This window comes from Pseudomonas sp. WS 5532, from assembly GCF_012985445.1.
Lineage (GTDB): Bacteria > Pseudomonadota > Gammaproteobacteria > Pseudomonadales > Pseudomonadaceae > Aquipseudomonas > Aquipseudomonas edaphica.
In genome coordinates this window covers 488,502-502,297 of record NZ_JAAQWK010000002.1, presented here as the reverse complement: position 1 = coordinate 502,297, position 13,796 = coordinate 488,502, and the positions used below count along the sequence as shown (strand labels likewise).

Annotated in this window: 13 protein-coding genes and 1 riboswitch; of the genes, 7 read left to right on the top strand and 6 right to left on the bottom strand. The window is 60.4% G+C overall.

Going from position 1 to position 13,796, the window contains the following annotated elements; genetic code table 11:
• The first annotated feature begins 61 nt into the window (after window positions 1-61).
• Window positions 62-457: a DUF1090 domain-containing protein gene (locus HBO23_RS05945; RefSeq protein ID WP_017139403.1), complete on the top strand. Its 396-nt coding sequence runs from the start codon at window positions 62-64 to the stop codon at window positions 455-457.
• Between the two features lie 6 nt (window positions 458-463).
• On the opposite strand, the gene HBO23_RS05940 is transcribed toward HBO23_RS05945, so the two are convergent.
• Window positions 464-913 carry a cytochrome c gene (locus tag HBO23_RS05940; RefSeq protein WP_170036841.1) on the bottom strand — a complete coding sequence of 150 codons (450 nt, stop codon included), beginning with the start codon at window positions 911-913 and terminating at the stop codon, window positions 464-466.
• Between the two features lie 129 nt (window positions 914-1,042).
• Between HBO23_RS05940 and HBO23_RS05935 the strand changes: the two genes are divergently transcribed.
• Window positions 1,043-2,230, top strand: coding sequence for an MltA domain-containing protein (locus tag HBO23_RS05935; protein ID WP_170036839.1), 1,188 nt, complete (start codon window positions 1,043-1,045; stop codon window positions 2,228-2,230).
• An 86-nt stretch (window positions 2,231-2,316) separates the two neighbouring features.
• On the opposite strand, the gene HBO23_RS05930 is transcribed toward HBO23_RS05935, so the two are convergent.
• Window positions 2,317-2,703 (bottom strand): MAPEG family protein, encoded by a 387-nt coding sequence (locus tag HBO23_RS05930; protein ID WP_017139406.1) that lies wholly within the window; start codon window positions 2,701-2,703, stop codon window positions 2,317-2,319.
• Between the two features lie 192 nt (window positions 2,704-2,895).
• Here HBO23_RS05930 and HBO23_RS05925 point away from each other — a divergent pair, with 192 nt between their 5' ends.
• Window positions 2,896-4,155, top strand: a complete 1,260-nt coding sequence (locus HBO23_RS05925) for a sodium:proton antiporter (protein ID WP_170036837.1) — start codon at window positions 2,896-2,898, stop codon at window positions 4,153-4,155.
• A gap of 42 nt (window positions 4,156-4,197) precedes the next feature.
• Here the strand turns inward: HBO23_RS05925 and HBO23_RS05920 are convergent, their stop codons facing one another.
• The 3 genes from HBO23_RS05920 to HBO23_RS05910 form a co-directional block, all read right to left on the bottom strand.
• Window positions 4,198-6,060 carry a DUF3857 domain-containing protein gene (locus tag HBO23_RS05920; protein ID WP_170036835.1) on the bottom strand — a complete coding sequence of 621 codons (1,863 nt, stop codon included), beginning with the start codon at window positions 6,058-6,060 and terminating at the stop codon, window positions 4,198-4,200.
• 66 nt (window positions 6,061-6,126) lie between these two features.
• Window positions 6,127-7,011, bottom strand: coding sequence for a formate/nitrite transporter family protein (locus tag HBO23_RS05915; protein WP_017139409.1), 885 nt, complete (start codon window positions 7,009-7,011; stop codon window positions 6,127-6,129).
• Window positions 7,012-7,097: 86 nt separating this feature from the next.
• On the bottom strand, window positions 7,098-7,496 hold the full coding sequence (locus tag HBO23_RS05910; RefSeq protein ID WP_017139410.1) for a hotdog domain-containing protein: 399 nt from the start codon (window positions 7,494-7,496) through the stop codon (window positions 7,098-7,100).
• Window positions 7,497-7,694: 198 nt separating this feature from the next.
• Window positions 7,695-7,800: riboswitch (S-adenosyl-L-homocysteine riboswitch) on the top strand.
• A 21-nt stretch (window positions 7,801-7,821) separates the two neighbouring features.
• On the opposite strand from HBO23_RS05910, the gene ahcY reads away from it, so the two are divergent.
• From ahcY to HBO23_RS05890, 4 genes are all read left to right on the top strand, one after another.
• On the top strand, window positions 7,822-9,231 hold the full coding sequence (ahcY, locus tag HBO23_RS05905; RefSeq protein ID WP_017139412.1) for an adenosylhomocysteinase: 1,410 nt from the start codon (window positions 7,822-7,824) through the stop codon (window positions 9,229-9,231).
• 169 nt (window positions 9,232-9,400) lie between these two features.
• A complete protein-coding gene (gene metF / locus HBO23_RS05900; protein WP_170036833.1) occupies window positions 9,401-10,246 on the top strand; it encodes a methylenetetrahydrofolate reductase [NAD(P)H] in 846 nt (281 codons plus the stop codon).
• A 129-nt stretch (window positions 10,247-10,375) separates the two neighbouring features.
• A complete protein-coding gene (locus HBO23_RS05895; protein WP_017139414.1) occupies window positions 10,376-11,167 on the top strand; it encodes a transporter substrate-binding domain-containing protein in 792 nt (263 codons plus the stop codon).
• Window positions 11,168-11,388: 221 nt separating this feature from the next.
• Window positions 11,389-13,281 carry a DEAD/DEAH box helicase gene (locus tag HBO23_RS05890; RefSeq protein WP_017139415.1) on the top strand — a complete coding sequence of 631 codons (1,893 nt, stop codon included), beginning with the start codon at window positions 11,389-11,391 and terminating at the stop codon, window positions 13,279-13,281.
• A 61-nt stretch (window positions 13,282-13,342) separates the two neighbouring features.
• On the opposite strand, the gene HBO23_RS05885 is transcribed toward HBO23_RS05890, so the two are convergent.
• The gene (locus HBO23_RS05885) at window positions 13,343-13,717 is read right to left on the bottom strand and encodes a nuclear transport factor 2 family protein (protein WP_056857726.1); all 375 of its coding nucleotides are present in this window, start codon (window positions 13,715-13,717) and stop codon (window positions 13,343-13,345) included.
• Window positions 13,718-13,796: the final 79 nt, after the last annotated feature.

Sequence of the window (13,796 nt, the reverse complement as noted above, 5' to 3'; positions counted from 1 at the left end):
CGGCCACTTTTACTCCCGGCAGAATTCACCCTGCCATCCGATTGCGACCTTGGAGCCTCACATGAAATTTCTAGCCCCACTTGCCTTGTTGGCCACCGTAAGCCTGGCGAGCATGCCGCTGCTGGCCGCCGAAGAAGTGCCAGAACTCACCGGCTGCGCCGCCAAGCGCCAGGCCATCAGCGCACAAATCGAACAAGCCAAGACCCATGGCAACAGCGAACAACAAGCCGGCCTGGAAAAAGCCCTGAGCGAAGTCACCGCCCACTGCACCGATGCGTCCTTGCGCAAAGAACGCGAGAACAAAGTGCTCGACGCCAAGCACGAAGTCACCCGCCGTCAGGCCGACCTCGACAAGGCGATGAAAAAAGGCGATGCCGACAAGATCAACAAACGCAAAGACAAGCTGGCTCAGTCGCGCAAAGAACTGCAGGAGGCTGTCGACGAACTCGACAAATAAAACCGGTCAGTGGTCGCGAAACTGTTTATGGCAGGCCGTGCAGGCATCTTCGACTTTCTGCACCGCAGGCCCCAGGTTGCTGGCCTTGTAGGGCTGCACCTGGCTTGCGATTACCAATTCACCGGTAGCCGTTTCAAGGTTTCGGGCCAGCTCCTGGAAGCGTGCCTGCTGTTGCCACACAGTATCCTTGGCGCTGGTGTGATCTTCCTCACGCACACTCGGGAAATGCTTCCACGGTTCGTGGGACAACGCATCGAGCTTGACCGCGCCTTCGGCGAACTTCGCGCCGTCGAACGGGATACGCCCACGCAGCATGCCGCCCAGGTCTTCGCCGGTCTTGAGCATCTGTTTGAAGATGGCCTTGCGTTGGCCCAGCGGCGAATTAGGATCGACACCGCCGCAGGCGGACAAGGTCAGGCAGGCCAGCAATGCCACGGTCAGTTTTTTAAAAGTCATGATGGCTTCAGGGTCACGGGAAACGGCGGCCAGTATCCTCGCCCCGCCCGCAAAGACCAATAGCCCTATTAATAATAAGGGTTGCCCGAATGCGCTGCGGCGCAGGCAACCGCTTCAGGAATTACGTGTATGAATGTCACCTTGAAACGCTGGAGCCGCCGAATGGCATGGGCTCTGCCGATAGTTGCGCTGCTGGCCGGTTGCGATGGCGGCAAAGACACCGGCAAAAAAGATGAAGCGGCCAAGCCCCATGCCGTCGCCACCTATGTCAGTGCACCGTGGGAAGCGCTGCCGGCGGTTTCCGACAGCGACCTGCTGGCCGGGTTTGAATCCTGGCGCAGTGCCTGCCAGCGCCTAAAAGCTGATCCGGTGTGGGGCGCAACCTGTGCCGCCGCCGCCACCGTACCGGGCGATGCCGTAGCCGTGCGCGGTTTTCTCAAGGAGCGCCTGGATGTGTTCGGCCTGCGCTCGGCCGACAACACACCCAATGGCCTGATCACCGGCTACTACGAGCCGGTCTACCCCGGCAGCCTGACCGAAACCGCCACCGCCCATGTGCCGGTGTACGGCGTGCCGGACGACCTGATCATCGTCAACCTGGAAAGCATCTACCCGGAACTCAAGGGCAAGCGCCTGCGCGGCCGCCTCGAGGGCCGTGTACTCAAGCCGTATGACGACGCCAGCACCATCAACGGCCAAGGCTCCACTGCCAAGCCGATTGCCTGGCTGACCAACCCGATGGACCTGCAATTCCTGCAGATTCAAGGCTCGGGGCGTATTCAACTGGCCGGTGGGCGCCAATTGCGCGTGGGCTATGGCGACCAGAATGGTTACCCGTACCGCCCGATCGGCCGCTGGCTGGTGGAGCAAGGCGAACTGAAAAAAGAAGACGTGACCATGGGCGCCATCAGCGCCTGGGCCAAGGCCAACCCGCAGCGCATTCCGCAATTGTTGGCGAGCAACCCCAGCTACGTGTTTTTCAGCGCCCGCCCGGACAGCAACGAAGGCCCGCGCGGCTCACTGAATGTGCCGCTGACGGCGGGTTACAGCGTGGCGGTGGACCGCAAGGTGATTCCGCTGGGCAGCCTGTTGTGGCTGTCGACCACCAAACCCGATGGCTCGCCCATCGCACGGCCCGTCGCCGCGCAGGACACCGGCGGCGCGATCACCGGCGAAGTGCGCGCAGACTTGTTCTGGGGCACCGGTGACGCGGCGGGTGAGCTGGCGGGGAATATGAAGCAGCAGGGGCAGATCTGGATGCTGTGGCCCAAGGGCGCGGCGTTGCCCCACGTGCCGGATGCGCCTGCCGGCACCTGAATAACGCTGAAGAACCCATGTGTGCGGGCTTGTGTGGGAGCTGGCTTGTGTGGGAGCTGGCTCCCACAGGGGATTACGTCAAACCTCTAGATCGACACAAAAAAGAAACTCGCAATCAACGCCATCCCCACCGCCCACACCAGCGAACGCAGCATCGCCCAGTCGGCCAGGTAGCAAATGATGTACAGCAGCCGACTGGTGATAAACAGCACCGCCAGTACATTGATGGTCACCAGCGACGCCGTACCGGCCAGGTGCGCGATGATTACCGCCGCTGCAAACGCAGGCGTCACTTCAAAGCTGTTGAGCTGGGCATTGTGGGCGCGCTTGGCGACGCCTTCGACGGTATCCAGGAAGGCACGCGGGTCGTGGTTCTGCCGCGGGCCGAACTTGCCACCGCTGAACTTGGCCACCCCCGTGCACAGGTAAGGCAGGAATATTGCGATCAACACACACCAGAAAGCGGCCGTCATGATGGATTCCTTTTTTTGTTTTAAATAGAAATTAGAGTTTTAGCACTATAACTGCAATATCGCACTCACCGGCTATGAACCGAGGCGCGCCGAAAGGTTCTATCAGGCTTTTAGCCGGTGCCTTGAAACATCCCGCAGCTGTTGCGGTCCATCCCAGCAATAACGACCTTCCCTCACTTCCAAGGACCTCGGATGCTTGAACTTGTCGCCGCCTTTATTTGCCTTACCACCCTGCTCACCTATGTGAACTACCGATTTATTGGGCTGCCGCCCACGATCGGTGTGATGGTCACGGCCCTGGTGTTCTCCCTGATTTTGCAAGGCCTGAGCCTTATCGGCTACCCAGGCCTCGAAGAACGTATCCAGCAGTTAATCGGCCAGATCGACTTCGGCGACTTGCTGATGAACTGGATGCTGTCGTTCCTGCTGTTCGCCGGTGCCTTGCACGTCAACCTCAACGACCTGCGCAGCTATCGCTGGCCCATCGGCCTGCTGGCGACCTTCGGCGTATTGATCGCCACCGTGGTCATCGGCAGCCTGGCGTACTACATCTTTGCCCTGTTCGGCTGGCACGTCAGCTTCCTCTACTGCCTGCTGTTCGGTGCATTGATTTCGCCCACCGACCCCATTGCGGTGTTGGGCGTGCTGCGAACCGCCAACGCCTCCAAACCACTGAAAACCACCATCGTCGGCGAATCGCTGTTCAACGATGGCACGGCGGTGGTGGTGTTTACCGTGCTGCTGGGCATCGCACAGTTGGGTGAAACACCGACCGTCGGCGCCACGGCCATGCTATTCGCCCATGAAGCGATTGGCGGCGTGCTGTTCGGCGGGCTGATCGGCTACCTGGTGTACCTGATGATCAAGAGCATCGAGCAGCATCAGATCGAAGTGATGCTGACCCTGGCGCTGGTGATCGGCGGCTCGGCAATGGCGACCGAACTGCACGTCTCGGCGCCGATTGCGATGGTGGTGGCCGGGCTGATCATCGGCAACCTGGGGCGCAAGCTGGCCATGAACGACATGACCCGCCGCTACCTCGACGGCTTCTGGGAGTTGCTCGATGACATGCTCAACGCCCTGCTGTTTGCACTGATCGGCATGGAACTGCTGCTGTTGCCGTTCAACTGGCTGCACGTACTGGCCGCCAGCTTGCTGGCCGTGGCGATCCTGGCCTCACGCCTGCTGACCGTGGCCCCGGCGATCCTGTTGCTGCGCCGCTGGCGCACGGTGCCACGCGGCACTATCCGCATTCTCACCTGGGGTGGTTTGCGCGGTGGCGTCTCGGTAGCACTGGCGCTAGCCCTGCCGCTTGGCCCGGAACGCGACTTGCTGTTGAGCATCACCTACATCGTGGTGCTGTCGTCGATCCTGTTGCAGGGTTTGAGCATCGGCAAGCTGGTCAAGCATGTGACCAAAGATGAGCCTGCACCGCCAACCGAGGCTCACTGATTGAGGCCGGCGGCGGATTCATTTCGCCGCCGGCGCCTGCGATCAATGGGTCTGCACGATGATCTGGCTTTTGAGGTCATTGAACATCGCCTCGATCATCGGCTGCATACTCTTGAACCACTCAGGGCTGCACACCGCTTCGGGGTGGTTAAAGGCAAGCGTGCGGGAAACCAGCACGGTATTGCCGCTGCGCTCATAACTGGCGTCGTAGGTTACATCCGCGCCCTTGAGCGAAACGGTCTTGGGCAGCGCCAGAATAGTCAACGACGCGGGGAACTCGAAGCGGGCCTTTTCAACGCTCTCGCCGGCAAAGCAGGTGAAGTTCTGCACCCGCTTCTTTTCTACCGACAGGGCCTGCACATCCTGGGCGATATAGCTTCCCAGGCGACTGAGTGCCGGTACACCGATCGGCCCAGGCACGTTGACGAGGTTTTCCGTGCGCCCGGCCAACGTGGTGTTGAAGCCGGACGCAGTACCTTCCAGCGCATCTGTTTGCAGGGTGCCGTTGCCCGCCTGGCCTGAGCTGCGCAGCATTTTCTGGATCATCTGATCACGCTCCGCCGGCTGCTGAGACCTGATCCAAAAACGCGTCGCTTCGGTACGCCAACCCTCGGCGAGGGACGTTTGCGTAAAGTCTGCCGCGCCCTTGTCATCGACCTTGAACACCAGTTCACTCGATAGCTTGCTCGGTTGAGTGGCCGGGGTACGTGCCATCTCGCCAGTACGCGTCAACAACACCGGCTTGTCCAAGTCCTGCAGTGGCAAGTAACCGGCAGCGATGAAACTGGCGGTGGAGTCCAGGTAGAGGTCCAGGCTTGGCACATAGGTGATCGCATGGTTGAGCACGCGTAACGCCGCCACCTTGGGCAAAACATAGGCATTGCCGGCGTTGATCAACACCGGTGAGCTGTCGATGCCAACGGCCTTGAGCATGGCTTCCAGCAGGGCCACATGGTCCTTGCAGTCGCCGTAACGGTTGTCCAGCACCGATTGCGCCGGGTGCGGCACCACGCCGCCGGCGTCGATGTACACCGCCACATAACGGATGTTCTTGCGCACCCAATCGCTGAGCACCAGGGCCTTGGCCCGAGGCGTTGGCTGGTCGGCGGTGAGCCTGTGCGCCAATTCGGTGATTTGCGGTGTGACCTCAACCTTGGCACGTGCCTCGTAAGCCCTGGCCAGGTCTTTGTAGGTTGCAAAGGTCGAAACAGCGAGGAGTTGGCCATAGTCGGTGTAGGCCACCGCGCCTTGTTCGGGCCGGGTTTTGTCGGCCGGCACGTAGTCCCATCGGTACACCTTACGCCCAACCGCTGCGGCCGAAGTGGAGGCTTTGAAACCCCGGGCCTCGGCGTACAAAGGCTTGTCGGCCGGCAAGTCGTAGATCAGGGAGTAATCCAGCGTGGGGCTCAAGCTCGCCGTGGAGAAGTCGGTAAACTCGCCAGGAAACAGCGCCGTGTGGCGTATTCGCTTGTAACGCAAGCTCAGACGATCACCCACTGCCACCTCAGGAAAAATCACCACCTTGACCCGCGAATCCTGAAACATCGGAGCATTGGCCGAGGCCTGCTCCTGTTGTTCCCTGATCTGTGGCGCGGTGACCATTACCCTGCGCCCATCGGGCTTGAGCGTGAACGCCTCGATAATCTCCAGGCTATCCAATGAGCGGTTGTAACTGACCGCTTGCTGGGCACTGGACCTGATGGCCCGCTCTTCGTTGATCAGCACGACCTTATCGGCATCCACCACATAGCTGCCGTCGGTATTGATCACGTAGCGCTGAGTTTGCTTTTCGATGGTCACGGAGCGATCCGCAGCATCATCCTTGGCCTGTGCCACGCCGAAAACGCCCACCGCCAATACCAGCGCGCACCAACTGCGCCCCCGCAAAAAAGGGAAAGTCCGCATAAAGATCCTTCTTTCATGAATGGAAAACCGCGCAGCGACTTTGCCATTCATTTATGACGAATCAGCTTACTCGTCCTTGTTCACCCGCTGGGGATGGCGCGGGTCTGCGGGCTTGCCCGGCAAGCTGCTCTCACTGCGAATCTGCGCATGGCTGATCAGCGCAAAAATGAAACTGCCGCCGATGATATTGCCTGCCAGGGTCGGCCCGGCGAACACCAGCCAGAAGTCCTTCCACGGCAGTTCGCCGGCAAACACCAGGTACGACACTTCCGCCGAACCGACGACGATGTGGGTGAAGTCTCCCAGCGCCATCAGGTAAGTGATCAGGATGATGATGAACATCTTCGCGCTTTCCATGGACGGGATCATCCACACCATGGTGGCGATCATCCAGCCGGAAATAATGCCCTTGGCGAACATCTGGCCGGGGTCGTTTTCCATGACCTTGCGGCCGATTTCGAGAAAGGCCATGTCGGTCTTGGTGTCGAAGATCGGCAGGTGCAGCATCACGTAGGCCACCAGCAAGGTGCCGCACAGGTTGCCCACCAGCACCACCGTCCACAACCGCAACAGGCGGCCGGCATTGGCCAGCGTCGGCTTGCTCATCACCGGCAGCACGGCGGTCAGGGTGTTTTCGGTGAACAGTTGCTGGCGCGCGAGGATGACCGCGAGAAAGCCCGCGCAATAGCCAAAGCTGGCGATCACCTTGAAAGCTTCGCCATCCGGCAGGCGCGAGTTGAGCAACCCCATGCCCATCAGCGACAGGCCCATGGTCAGGCCGGCCGCCAACGCCGACCACCACAACGCAGCCACATTGCGTTCCAGTTCCTGATCGCCCTGGGTGCGGATGATTTCGTGCAGCACCGCCGCGCGGGGCGGCTGGTTGTTGTCGACGTCCTGTTGCTCTTCCTGCGACAGGTTGGGGGTTTTGCCGTCTGCTTGAGTCGCCATGGGTGTACCTGAACAGGTGGGTGTTGTTCAGGTACGACCTGTCGCCAGCCGCCAGCGTTCAATGCCCGCCGCCGCTGGGTTCGCAGTTACTCGGTTTCGTCTTTGAACTGGTCTTTGACGTACCTGATTTCTGTACGCCCGTGCGGTGCCGGCAAACCATCTTCGCCCAGGTTGACGAACACCATTTTCTCTACGGTGAGGATACTTTTGCGGGTGATCTTGTTGCGCACTTCACAGGTCAGGGTGATCGAGGTGCGGCCGAACTCGGTGGCGGTGATGCCCAGTTCGATGATGTCACCCTGGCGCGAGGCACTGACGAAGTTGATTTCGGAGATGTACTTGGTCACCACGCGTTGGTTGCCCAGTTGAACAATCGCGTAGATCGCCGCTTCTTCGTCGATCCAGCGCAGCAGGCTGCCGCCGAACAGGGTGCCGTTGGGGTTGAGGTCTTCGGGTTTTACCCATTTGCGGGTGTGAAAGTTCATGGTCACTCCAAAGCGTCTTGCCGAATGATGGGCAACATCATGGCAGAGCCCGCGCCCAAGCTCTATGCACCATTGCCTATCATGCCCATGCACGATCTGCATGTGGCCGACAGAAAGGCTTGGGAAGTGCCGCGCACACGGCTATAATCGCCACCGCTTCAAAACGGTCATCTTCGATTGATACCGTTCTCCCGCCACCTGTCCGAGGGGCGCTGCAGCAGGTTCAACCTGTCAGGCTCGGATGGGGCGTTGTTCGGCCTGGTTAGCCAGCTGGATACTAAACGCACAACGGCGCCCATTCGCACACTACGAATGGAGGCTCTTCATGAGCGCTGTAATCACGCCTGCAGGTTTTACCGACTACAAAGTCGCCGACATGTCCCTCGCTGCCTGGGGCCGTCGCGAAACCTTTATCGCCGAATCCGAAATGCCAGCCCTGATGGGCCTGCGCCGCAAGTACGCCGCTGAGCAGCCGCTCAAAGGCGCGAAGATCCTCGGCTGCATCCACATGACCATTCAGACTGCTGTGCTGATCGAAACCCTGGTTGCCCTGGGCGCCGAAGTACGCTGGTCGTCCTGCAACATTTTCTCGACTCAGGACCAGGCCGCTGCTGCTATCGCTGCTGCCGGTATCGCGGTTTACGCCTGGAAAGGCGAGACCGAAGAAGAGTACGAGTGGTGCCTGGAGCAAACCATCCTCAAAGATGGCGCGCCATGGGATGCCAACATGATCCTCGACGACGGCGGTGACCTGACCGAGCTGCTGCACAAGAAATACCCGCAGATTCTGGACCGCGTTCACGGTGTGACCGAAGAAACCACCACTGGCGTACACCGCCTGCTGGACATGCTGGCCAAGGGCGAGCTGAAAATCCCGGCCATCAACGTCAACGACTCGGTGACCAAGAGCAAGAACGACAACAAGTACGGCTGCCGTCACAGCCTCAACGATGCCATCAAGCGCGGCACCGACCACCTGCTGTCGGGCAAGCAAGCCCTGGTAATCGGCTACGGCGACGTGGGCAAGGGTTCGTCCCAGTCTCTGCGTCAGGAAGGCATGATCGTTAAAGTCTCCGAAGTTGACCCGATCTGCGCCATGCAAGCGTGCATGGACGGTTTCGAAGTGGTTTCGCCGTTCATCAACGGCCAGAACGACGGCACCGAAGCGAGCATCGACAAAGCCCTGCTGGGCAAGATCGACCTGATCGTGACCACCACCGGTAACGTGAATGTTTGCGACGCAAACATGCTCAAAGCCCTGAAGAAGCGCGCTGTAGTCTGCAACATCGGCCACTTCGACAACGAAATCGACACCGCTTTCATGCGCAAGAACTGGGCATGGGAAGAAGTGAAGCCGCAGGTACACAAGGTTCACCGTACCGGCGCTGGCGATTTCGACCCGCAGAATGACGACTACCTGATCCTGCTGGCTGAAGGCCGCCTGGTTAACCTGGGCAACGCCACCGGCCACCCAAGCCGCATCATGGATGGCTCGTTCGCCAACCAGGTACTGGCGCAGATCTTCCTGTTCGGCCAGAAGTACGCCGACCTGTCGCCGGCCCAGAAAGCCGAGCGTCTGACCGTGGAAGTACTGCCGAAGAAACTCGACGAAGAAGTGGCCCTGGAAATGGTCCGCGGCTTCGGCGGCGTGGTGACTCAACTGACCAAGACCCAGGCCGACTACATCGGCGTGACCGTCGAAGGTCCGTTCAAGCCGCACGCTTACCGTTACTGATCGGCCCAGTGCCAGCTGCCATAGGGGAGCTGGCTTTTGTAGGAGCTGGCTTGTCGGATCGCCGCACCGCTGCGATAGCATAGCCTCGGTATTGCTGAAAAACCGAGGTGCCTGCATCGCGGGCAAGCCCGCTCCCACACCGGTATTCTGAGTTTCCATAGGTACGACCATGTCCCAAGACCGTCGCTACAGCTTCGAGTTTTTCCCGACCAAGACCGATGCTGGGCATGAAAAACTGATGGCGACTGCCAAGCAGTTGGCCAGCTACAACCCCGACTTCTTCTCCTGTACCTACGGCGCCGGCGGCTCGACCCGTGACCGCACGATCAACACCGTGCTGCAGCTCGAAAGCGAAGTCAAAGTTCCCGCCGCTCCGCACTTATCGTGCGTGGGCGACAGCAAGGCCGACCTGCGCAGCCTGCTGACCCAATACAAACAAGCCGGCATCAAGCGCATCGTCGCCCTGCGTGGCGACCTGCCGTCCGGCATGGGCATGGCCAGCGGCGAGCTGCGCTACGCCAATGACCTGGTGAGCTTCATCCGTGAAGAAAGCGGCGATCACTTCCATATCGAAGTGGCGGCTTACCCGGAGATGCACCCACAGGCGCGTAATTTCGAAGACGATTTGCAGAACTTCGTGCGCAAGGCCAATGCCGGTGCCGACAGTGCGATCACCCAGTACTTCTTCAACGCCGACAGCTACTTCTACTTTGTCGAGCGCGTACGGGCCATGGGTGTGAATATCCCTATCGTGCCGGGCATCATGCCGATCACCAACTACAGCAAGCTGGCGCGTTTCTCCGACGCCTGCGGTGCTGAAATCCCACGCTGGGTGCGCAAGCAACTGGAAGCTTATCGCGATGACGTCAAGAGCATCCAGGCGTTCGGCGAGCAGGTGATCACACAGATGTGTGAACAATTGCTGCAAGGTGGCGCACCAGGGTTGCACTTCTACACCCTGAACCAGACTGAACCCAGCCTGGCCATCTGGAACAACCTCAAGCTGCCACGCTAAGGCTTGTTTGGTAATGCCAAGGCCCTCGTTTATACGAGGGCCTTTTGCTTTTAATGCGCCACATCAACTTGCCCGCGAATGCGTGTGCCAGAGCTTCTCTTTAGCGCAGGAGCATCGTAACCTCAGGGGATGCCCGTCATTCTCAAGCTGTTGACCGCTGTGCTTTTTGCTTGCCTGAGCTTCACCGCTTACGGCGAGAAATTGCGCGTTGTCACCGAGCCTTGGGCACCTTATGTGTACGACGACAACGGCAGCATGCGCGGCCTGGATTACGAAACCACGATGATCGTGTTCCAACGCCTGGGGGTGGAGGTGGAGTGGCAATTCCTGCCCTGGAAACGTTGCCTGGCCATGCTGGACCAGGGCCACGCCGATGGCGCACTGGATATTTTCCACAGCCATGAGCGCGATGCTTTGCTGCTTTACCCCAGCGAACCGTTGTCGGCTGTCGAGTTCGTGCTGTTCTATGCCAACGACCGCCCTCATCCGGCCCAGACCCTGGATGACCTGCGCGGGCTGACGGTCGGCACGTCACCAGGCTATCTGTATGGCGAGGCCTTCAGCGAATCCAGCCTGTTCGACCGCGAGCCGGCGCCCAGCCATGAGGCCAACTTCGGCAAACTGTCGCTGGGCCGCATTGACCTGGTGATTACGGACCGTCGAGTCGGCCAGCATGTGATCAAGGCCATGGGCCTGGAAGGCAAGGTCAGCCAGGCGCCGCTGGTGGTCAGCCGCCAGCCGCAATTTTTAGCCGTGCGCCGTGGCGCCGGCATGGACCTGCTGGTGCAACGCTTTGCCGCCGAGCTCAAGCGCTTCAAGCAAGAGCCTGCCTACGCAGCCTTAAGCGCCAAATATGGCGGAATCCAAGCCAATACAGCCCCTGAACACACCGTTGAGCAGCAGGAAAGCGGCGCGCCGTGATTGCTCTGTTATACTCCGGCCTTTCCGCCAGGCTCACGCCCGGCCGCTGAGGTCTTGAAAAAGGCACCTAACCCAGCTACTGCGCAGCTTTCAGCCCGCGCGAGCCGGTGGAGTGCCCGCCAGACGCAGCAGGACCGGACGGGGTTGCGCTCCCCTAAGCGCCATTCACGCCCGGCAAGATTATCCCTTTGGGCCAAGCCCTAACTAAAACAGGATTACTCATGTCCTTTGCTTCCCTCGGTCTCTCCGAGGCTTTAGTCCGCGCCATCGAGGCAGCGGGCTATACCGAGCCTACTCCGGTGCAACAGCGGGCCATTCCCGCCGTGTTGCAAGGTCGCGACCTGATGGTTGCGGCGCAGACAGGTACTGGTAAAACCGGTGGTTTCGCCCTCCCGATTCTGGAGCGGTTGTTCCCCAACGGTCACCCGGACAAATCCCAGCGTCACGGCCCGCGCCAACCGCGCGTACTGGTCCTGACCCCAACCCGCGAACTCGCCGCCCAAGTGCACGACAGCTTCAAGCTGTACGCCCGCGACTTGAAGTTCGTCAGCGCCTGCATCTTCGGCGGCGTCGGCATGAACCCACAGGTTCAGGCCATGTCCCGTGGTGTTGACGTGCTGGTAGCCTGCCCGGGTCGTTTGCTCGACCTGTGCGGCCAAGGCAGCGTCGATTTGTCCCACGTGGAAATCCTCGTGCTGGACGAAGCCGACCGCATGCTCGACATGGGCTTTGTCCATGACGTGAAAAAGGTCCTCGCCCGCCTGCCGGCCAAACGTCAGAACCTGCTGTTCTCGGCAACGTTCTCCCAAGACATCACCGCCCTGGCCGGCAAGCTGCTGCACAACCCGGAACGCATCGAAGTCACGCCGCCGAACACCACGGTCGAGCGTATCGAGCAACGCGTATTCCGCCTGGCAGCCAGCCACAAGCGTTCGCTGCTGGCGCACCTGATCACCCACGGCGCGTGGGAGCAGGTGCTGGTGTTTACCCGCACCAAGCACGGCGCCAACCGCCTGGCCGAGTACCTGGACAAGCACGGCCTCACCGCCGTCGCCATCCACGGTAACAAGAGCCAGAACGCGCGCACCAAAGCCCTGGCCGATTTCAAGGCCGGCACTGTGCGCATCCTGGTCGCCACCGATATCGCCGCGCGCGGCCTGGATATCGACCAATTGCCACACGTGGTCAACTTCGAGCTGCCGAACGTCGATGAAGATTACGTGCACCGTATCGGCCGTACCGGCCGTGCCGGTCGTTCGGGCGAGGCCATTTCCCTGGTCGCTCCGGACGAAGAAAAGCTGCTGAAAAGCATCGAGCGCATGACCAAGCAGAAAATCGCCGACGGCGACCTGATGGGCTTCGACTCCAGCGCCGTGGAGGCCGAAAAGCCTGAAGCGCGCGAGCGTCCGGACGTGCGTAACCCACGCAACCCACGCGGTCCGAAGGGCGATGGCCCGAACGGCGGCGGTGGTGGCGGTGGCCGTCGCGACAAGGGCAAAGACAAAGGCGGCAAGGAAAAAGCGCCTACCAACGGCCGTGGCGAACGCCCAGCCCGTGAGCAGAAGCCCCGTGAAGGCACCCCGGCCCGCGAACAGCGCCAGCCGAGCCAGCCGCCACGTGCCGCTGCCGACCGCGCCCCGGACGAGTTCCTCGACGACGATGTGGATAACTTCGGTAACCGCGTTGACTACGTGCCTCAGGCCAAGCCGGCCCAGGGCCGTGGCCGCCGTCCTGGTGCCCCGGCACAAGGTGCGGGCGCAGGCACGGGTGCTCCACGTGGCGGCCAGCCACAGGGCGGTCGTCAAAATGGCCCGCGCAACAGCAGCGGCGGTACCACCGGTACGCCACCTGCCAAGCGCAACGGCCCGCGTAATGGCGCCCCCCGTGACGGCCAGGCCCGTCGTGAAGACTCGCGCAGCAACAACCGCCGTCCGGCCCGTGACGACCAGCCACGCTTGTCGGAACCCGCCGTGCAGAACCCGCGCGGTGGTCCGGCGCCGAAGATCATCCACAAGGAGTCGAAAGCGGATCGCTTCCCGACACCTGAGCAGCTGGATCAACTGCCAGGCCGCCCTCGTGGTGAAAAACCAGCGCTGCTGACCCGCAACCGCTGAGTTTTCGACGCTAACAAAAACGCCCCGATTAATCGGGGCGTTTTTGCATCCAGGCGTTAGCTTATTGATCAGCCACTTCACCGGCCTTATGAAAAAGCTTGGCAAAGATCATCCAGCGACCGTCAACTTTCATCAGGTTCAAATAATCAACCATCACGTTATTGAACAAGCGCAAGCGCACTTTGACGATGGCCATTTCCGGCGACATCACGTCAATCATCAATACCTCATCAAGCTGCGGAAAACCGCCTTCCTGCGGCGACTTTCGGCCTTGAACCATGGTCCGGTACTCATCGAACGGCCGCACGACCACGGTCGAGTTCTGTGCGCTGTATAACACGCAGCCACGATGAAAGACTTGATCGAACGTATTCAAATCCTGAGTTTGCAACACACTAAAGTAATCGTTCAGAAACGCTTGAATCTCATCAATCATGGCGCACAACTCCCGACAGTTTCAACACGGTGTTATTTGAATAAATAACTTGCCGCCATTATTGATAGTCCACTCATTT

Bases quoted from the DNA above. Each gene is read 5' to 3' on its own strand.
- HBO23_RS05915 (WP_017139409.1), bottom strand. From the start codon at position 7,011: ATGGCGACTCAAGCAGACGGCAAAACCCCCAACCTGTCGCAGGAAGAG.
- HBO23_RS05945 (WP_017139403.1), top strand. From the start codon at position 62: ATGAAATTTCTAGCCCCACTTGCCTTGTTGGCCACCGTAAGCCTGGCG.
- HBO23_RS05940 (WP_170036841.1), bottom strand. From the start codon at position 913: ATGACTTTTAAAAAACTGACCGTGGCATTGCTGGCCTGCCTGACCTTG.
- HBO23_RS05910 (WP_017139410.1), bottom strand. From the start codon at position 7,496: ATGAACTTTCACACCCGCAAATGGGTAAAACCCGAAGACCTCAACCCC.
- ahcY (WP_017139412.1), top strand. From the start codon at position 7,822: ATGAGCGCTGTAATCACGCCTGCAGGTTTTACCGACTACAAAGTCGCC.
- metF (WP_170036833.1), top strand. From the start codon at position 9,401: ATGTCCCAAGACCGTCGCTACAGCTTCGAGTTTTTCCCGACCAAGACC.
- HBO23_RS05885 (WP_056857726.1), bottom strand. From the start codon at position 13,717: ATGATTGATGAGATTCAAGCGTTTCTGAACGATTACTTTAGTGTGTTG.
- HBO23_RS05930 (WP_017139406.1), bottom strand. From the start codon at position 2,703: ATGACGGCCGCTTTCTGGTGTGTGTTGATCGCAATATTCCTGCCTTAC.
- HBO23_RS05925 (WP_170036837.1), top strand. From the start codon at position 2,896: ATGCTTGAACTTGTCGCCGCCTTTATTTGCCTTACCACCCTGCTCACC.
- HBO23_RS05920 (WP_170036835.1), bottom strand. From the start codon at position 6,060: ATGCGGACTTTCCCTTTTTTGCGGGGGCGCAGTTGGTGCGCGCTGGTA.
- HBO23_RS05890 (WP_017139415.1), top strand. From the start codon at position 11,389: ATGTCCTTTGCTTCCCTCGGTCTCTCCGAGGCTTTAGTCCGCGCCATC.
- HBO23_RS05895 (WP_017139414.1), top strand. From the start codon at position 10,376: ATGCCCGTCATTCTCAAGCTGTTGACCGCTGTGCTTTTTGCTTGCCTG.
- HBO23_RS05935 (WP_170036839.1), top strand. From the start codon at position 1,043: ATGAATGTCACCTTGAAACGCTGGAGCCGCCGAATGGCATGGGCTCTG.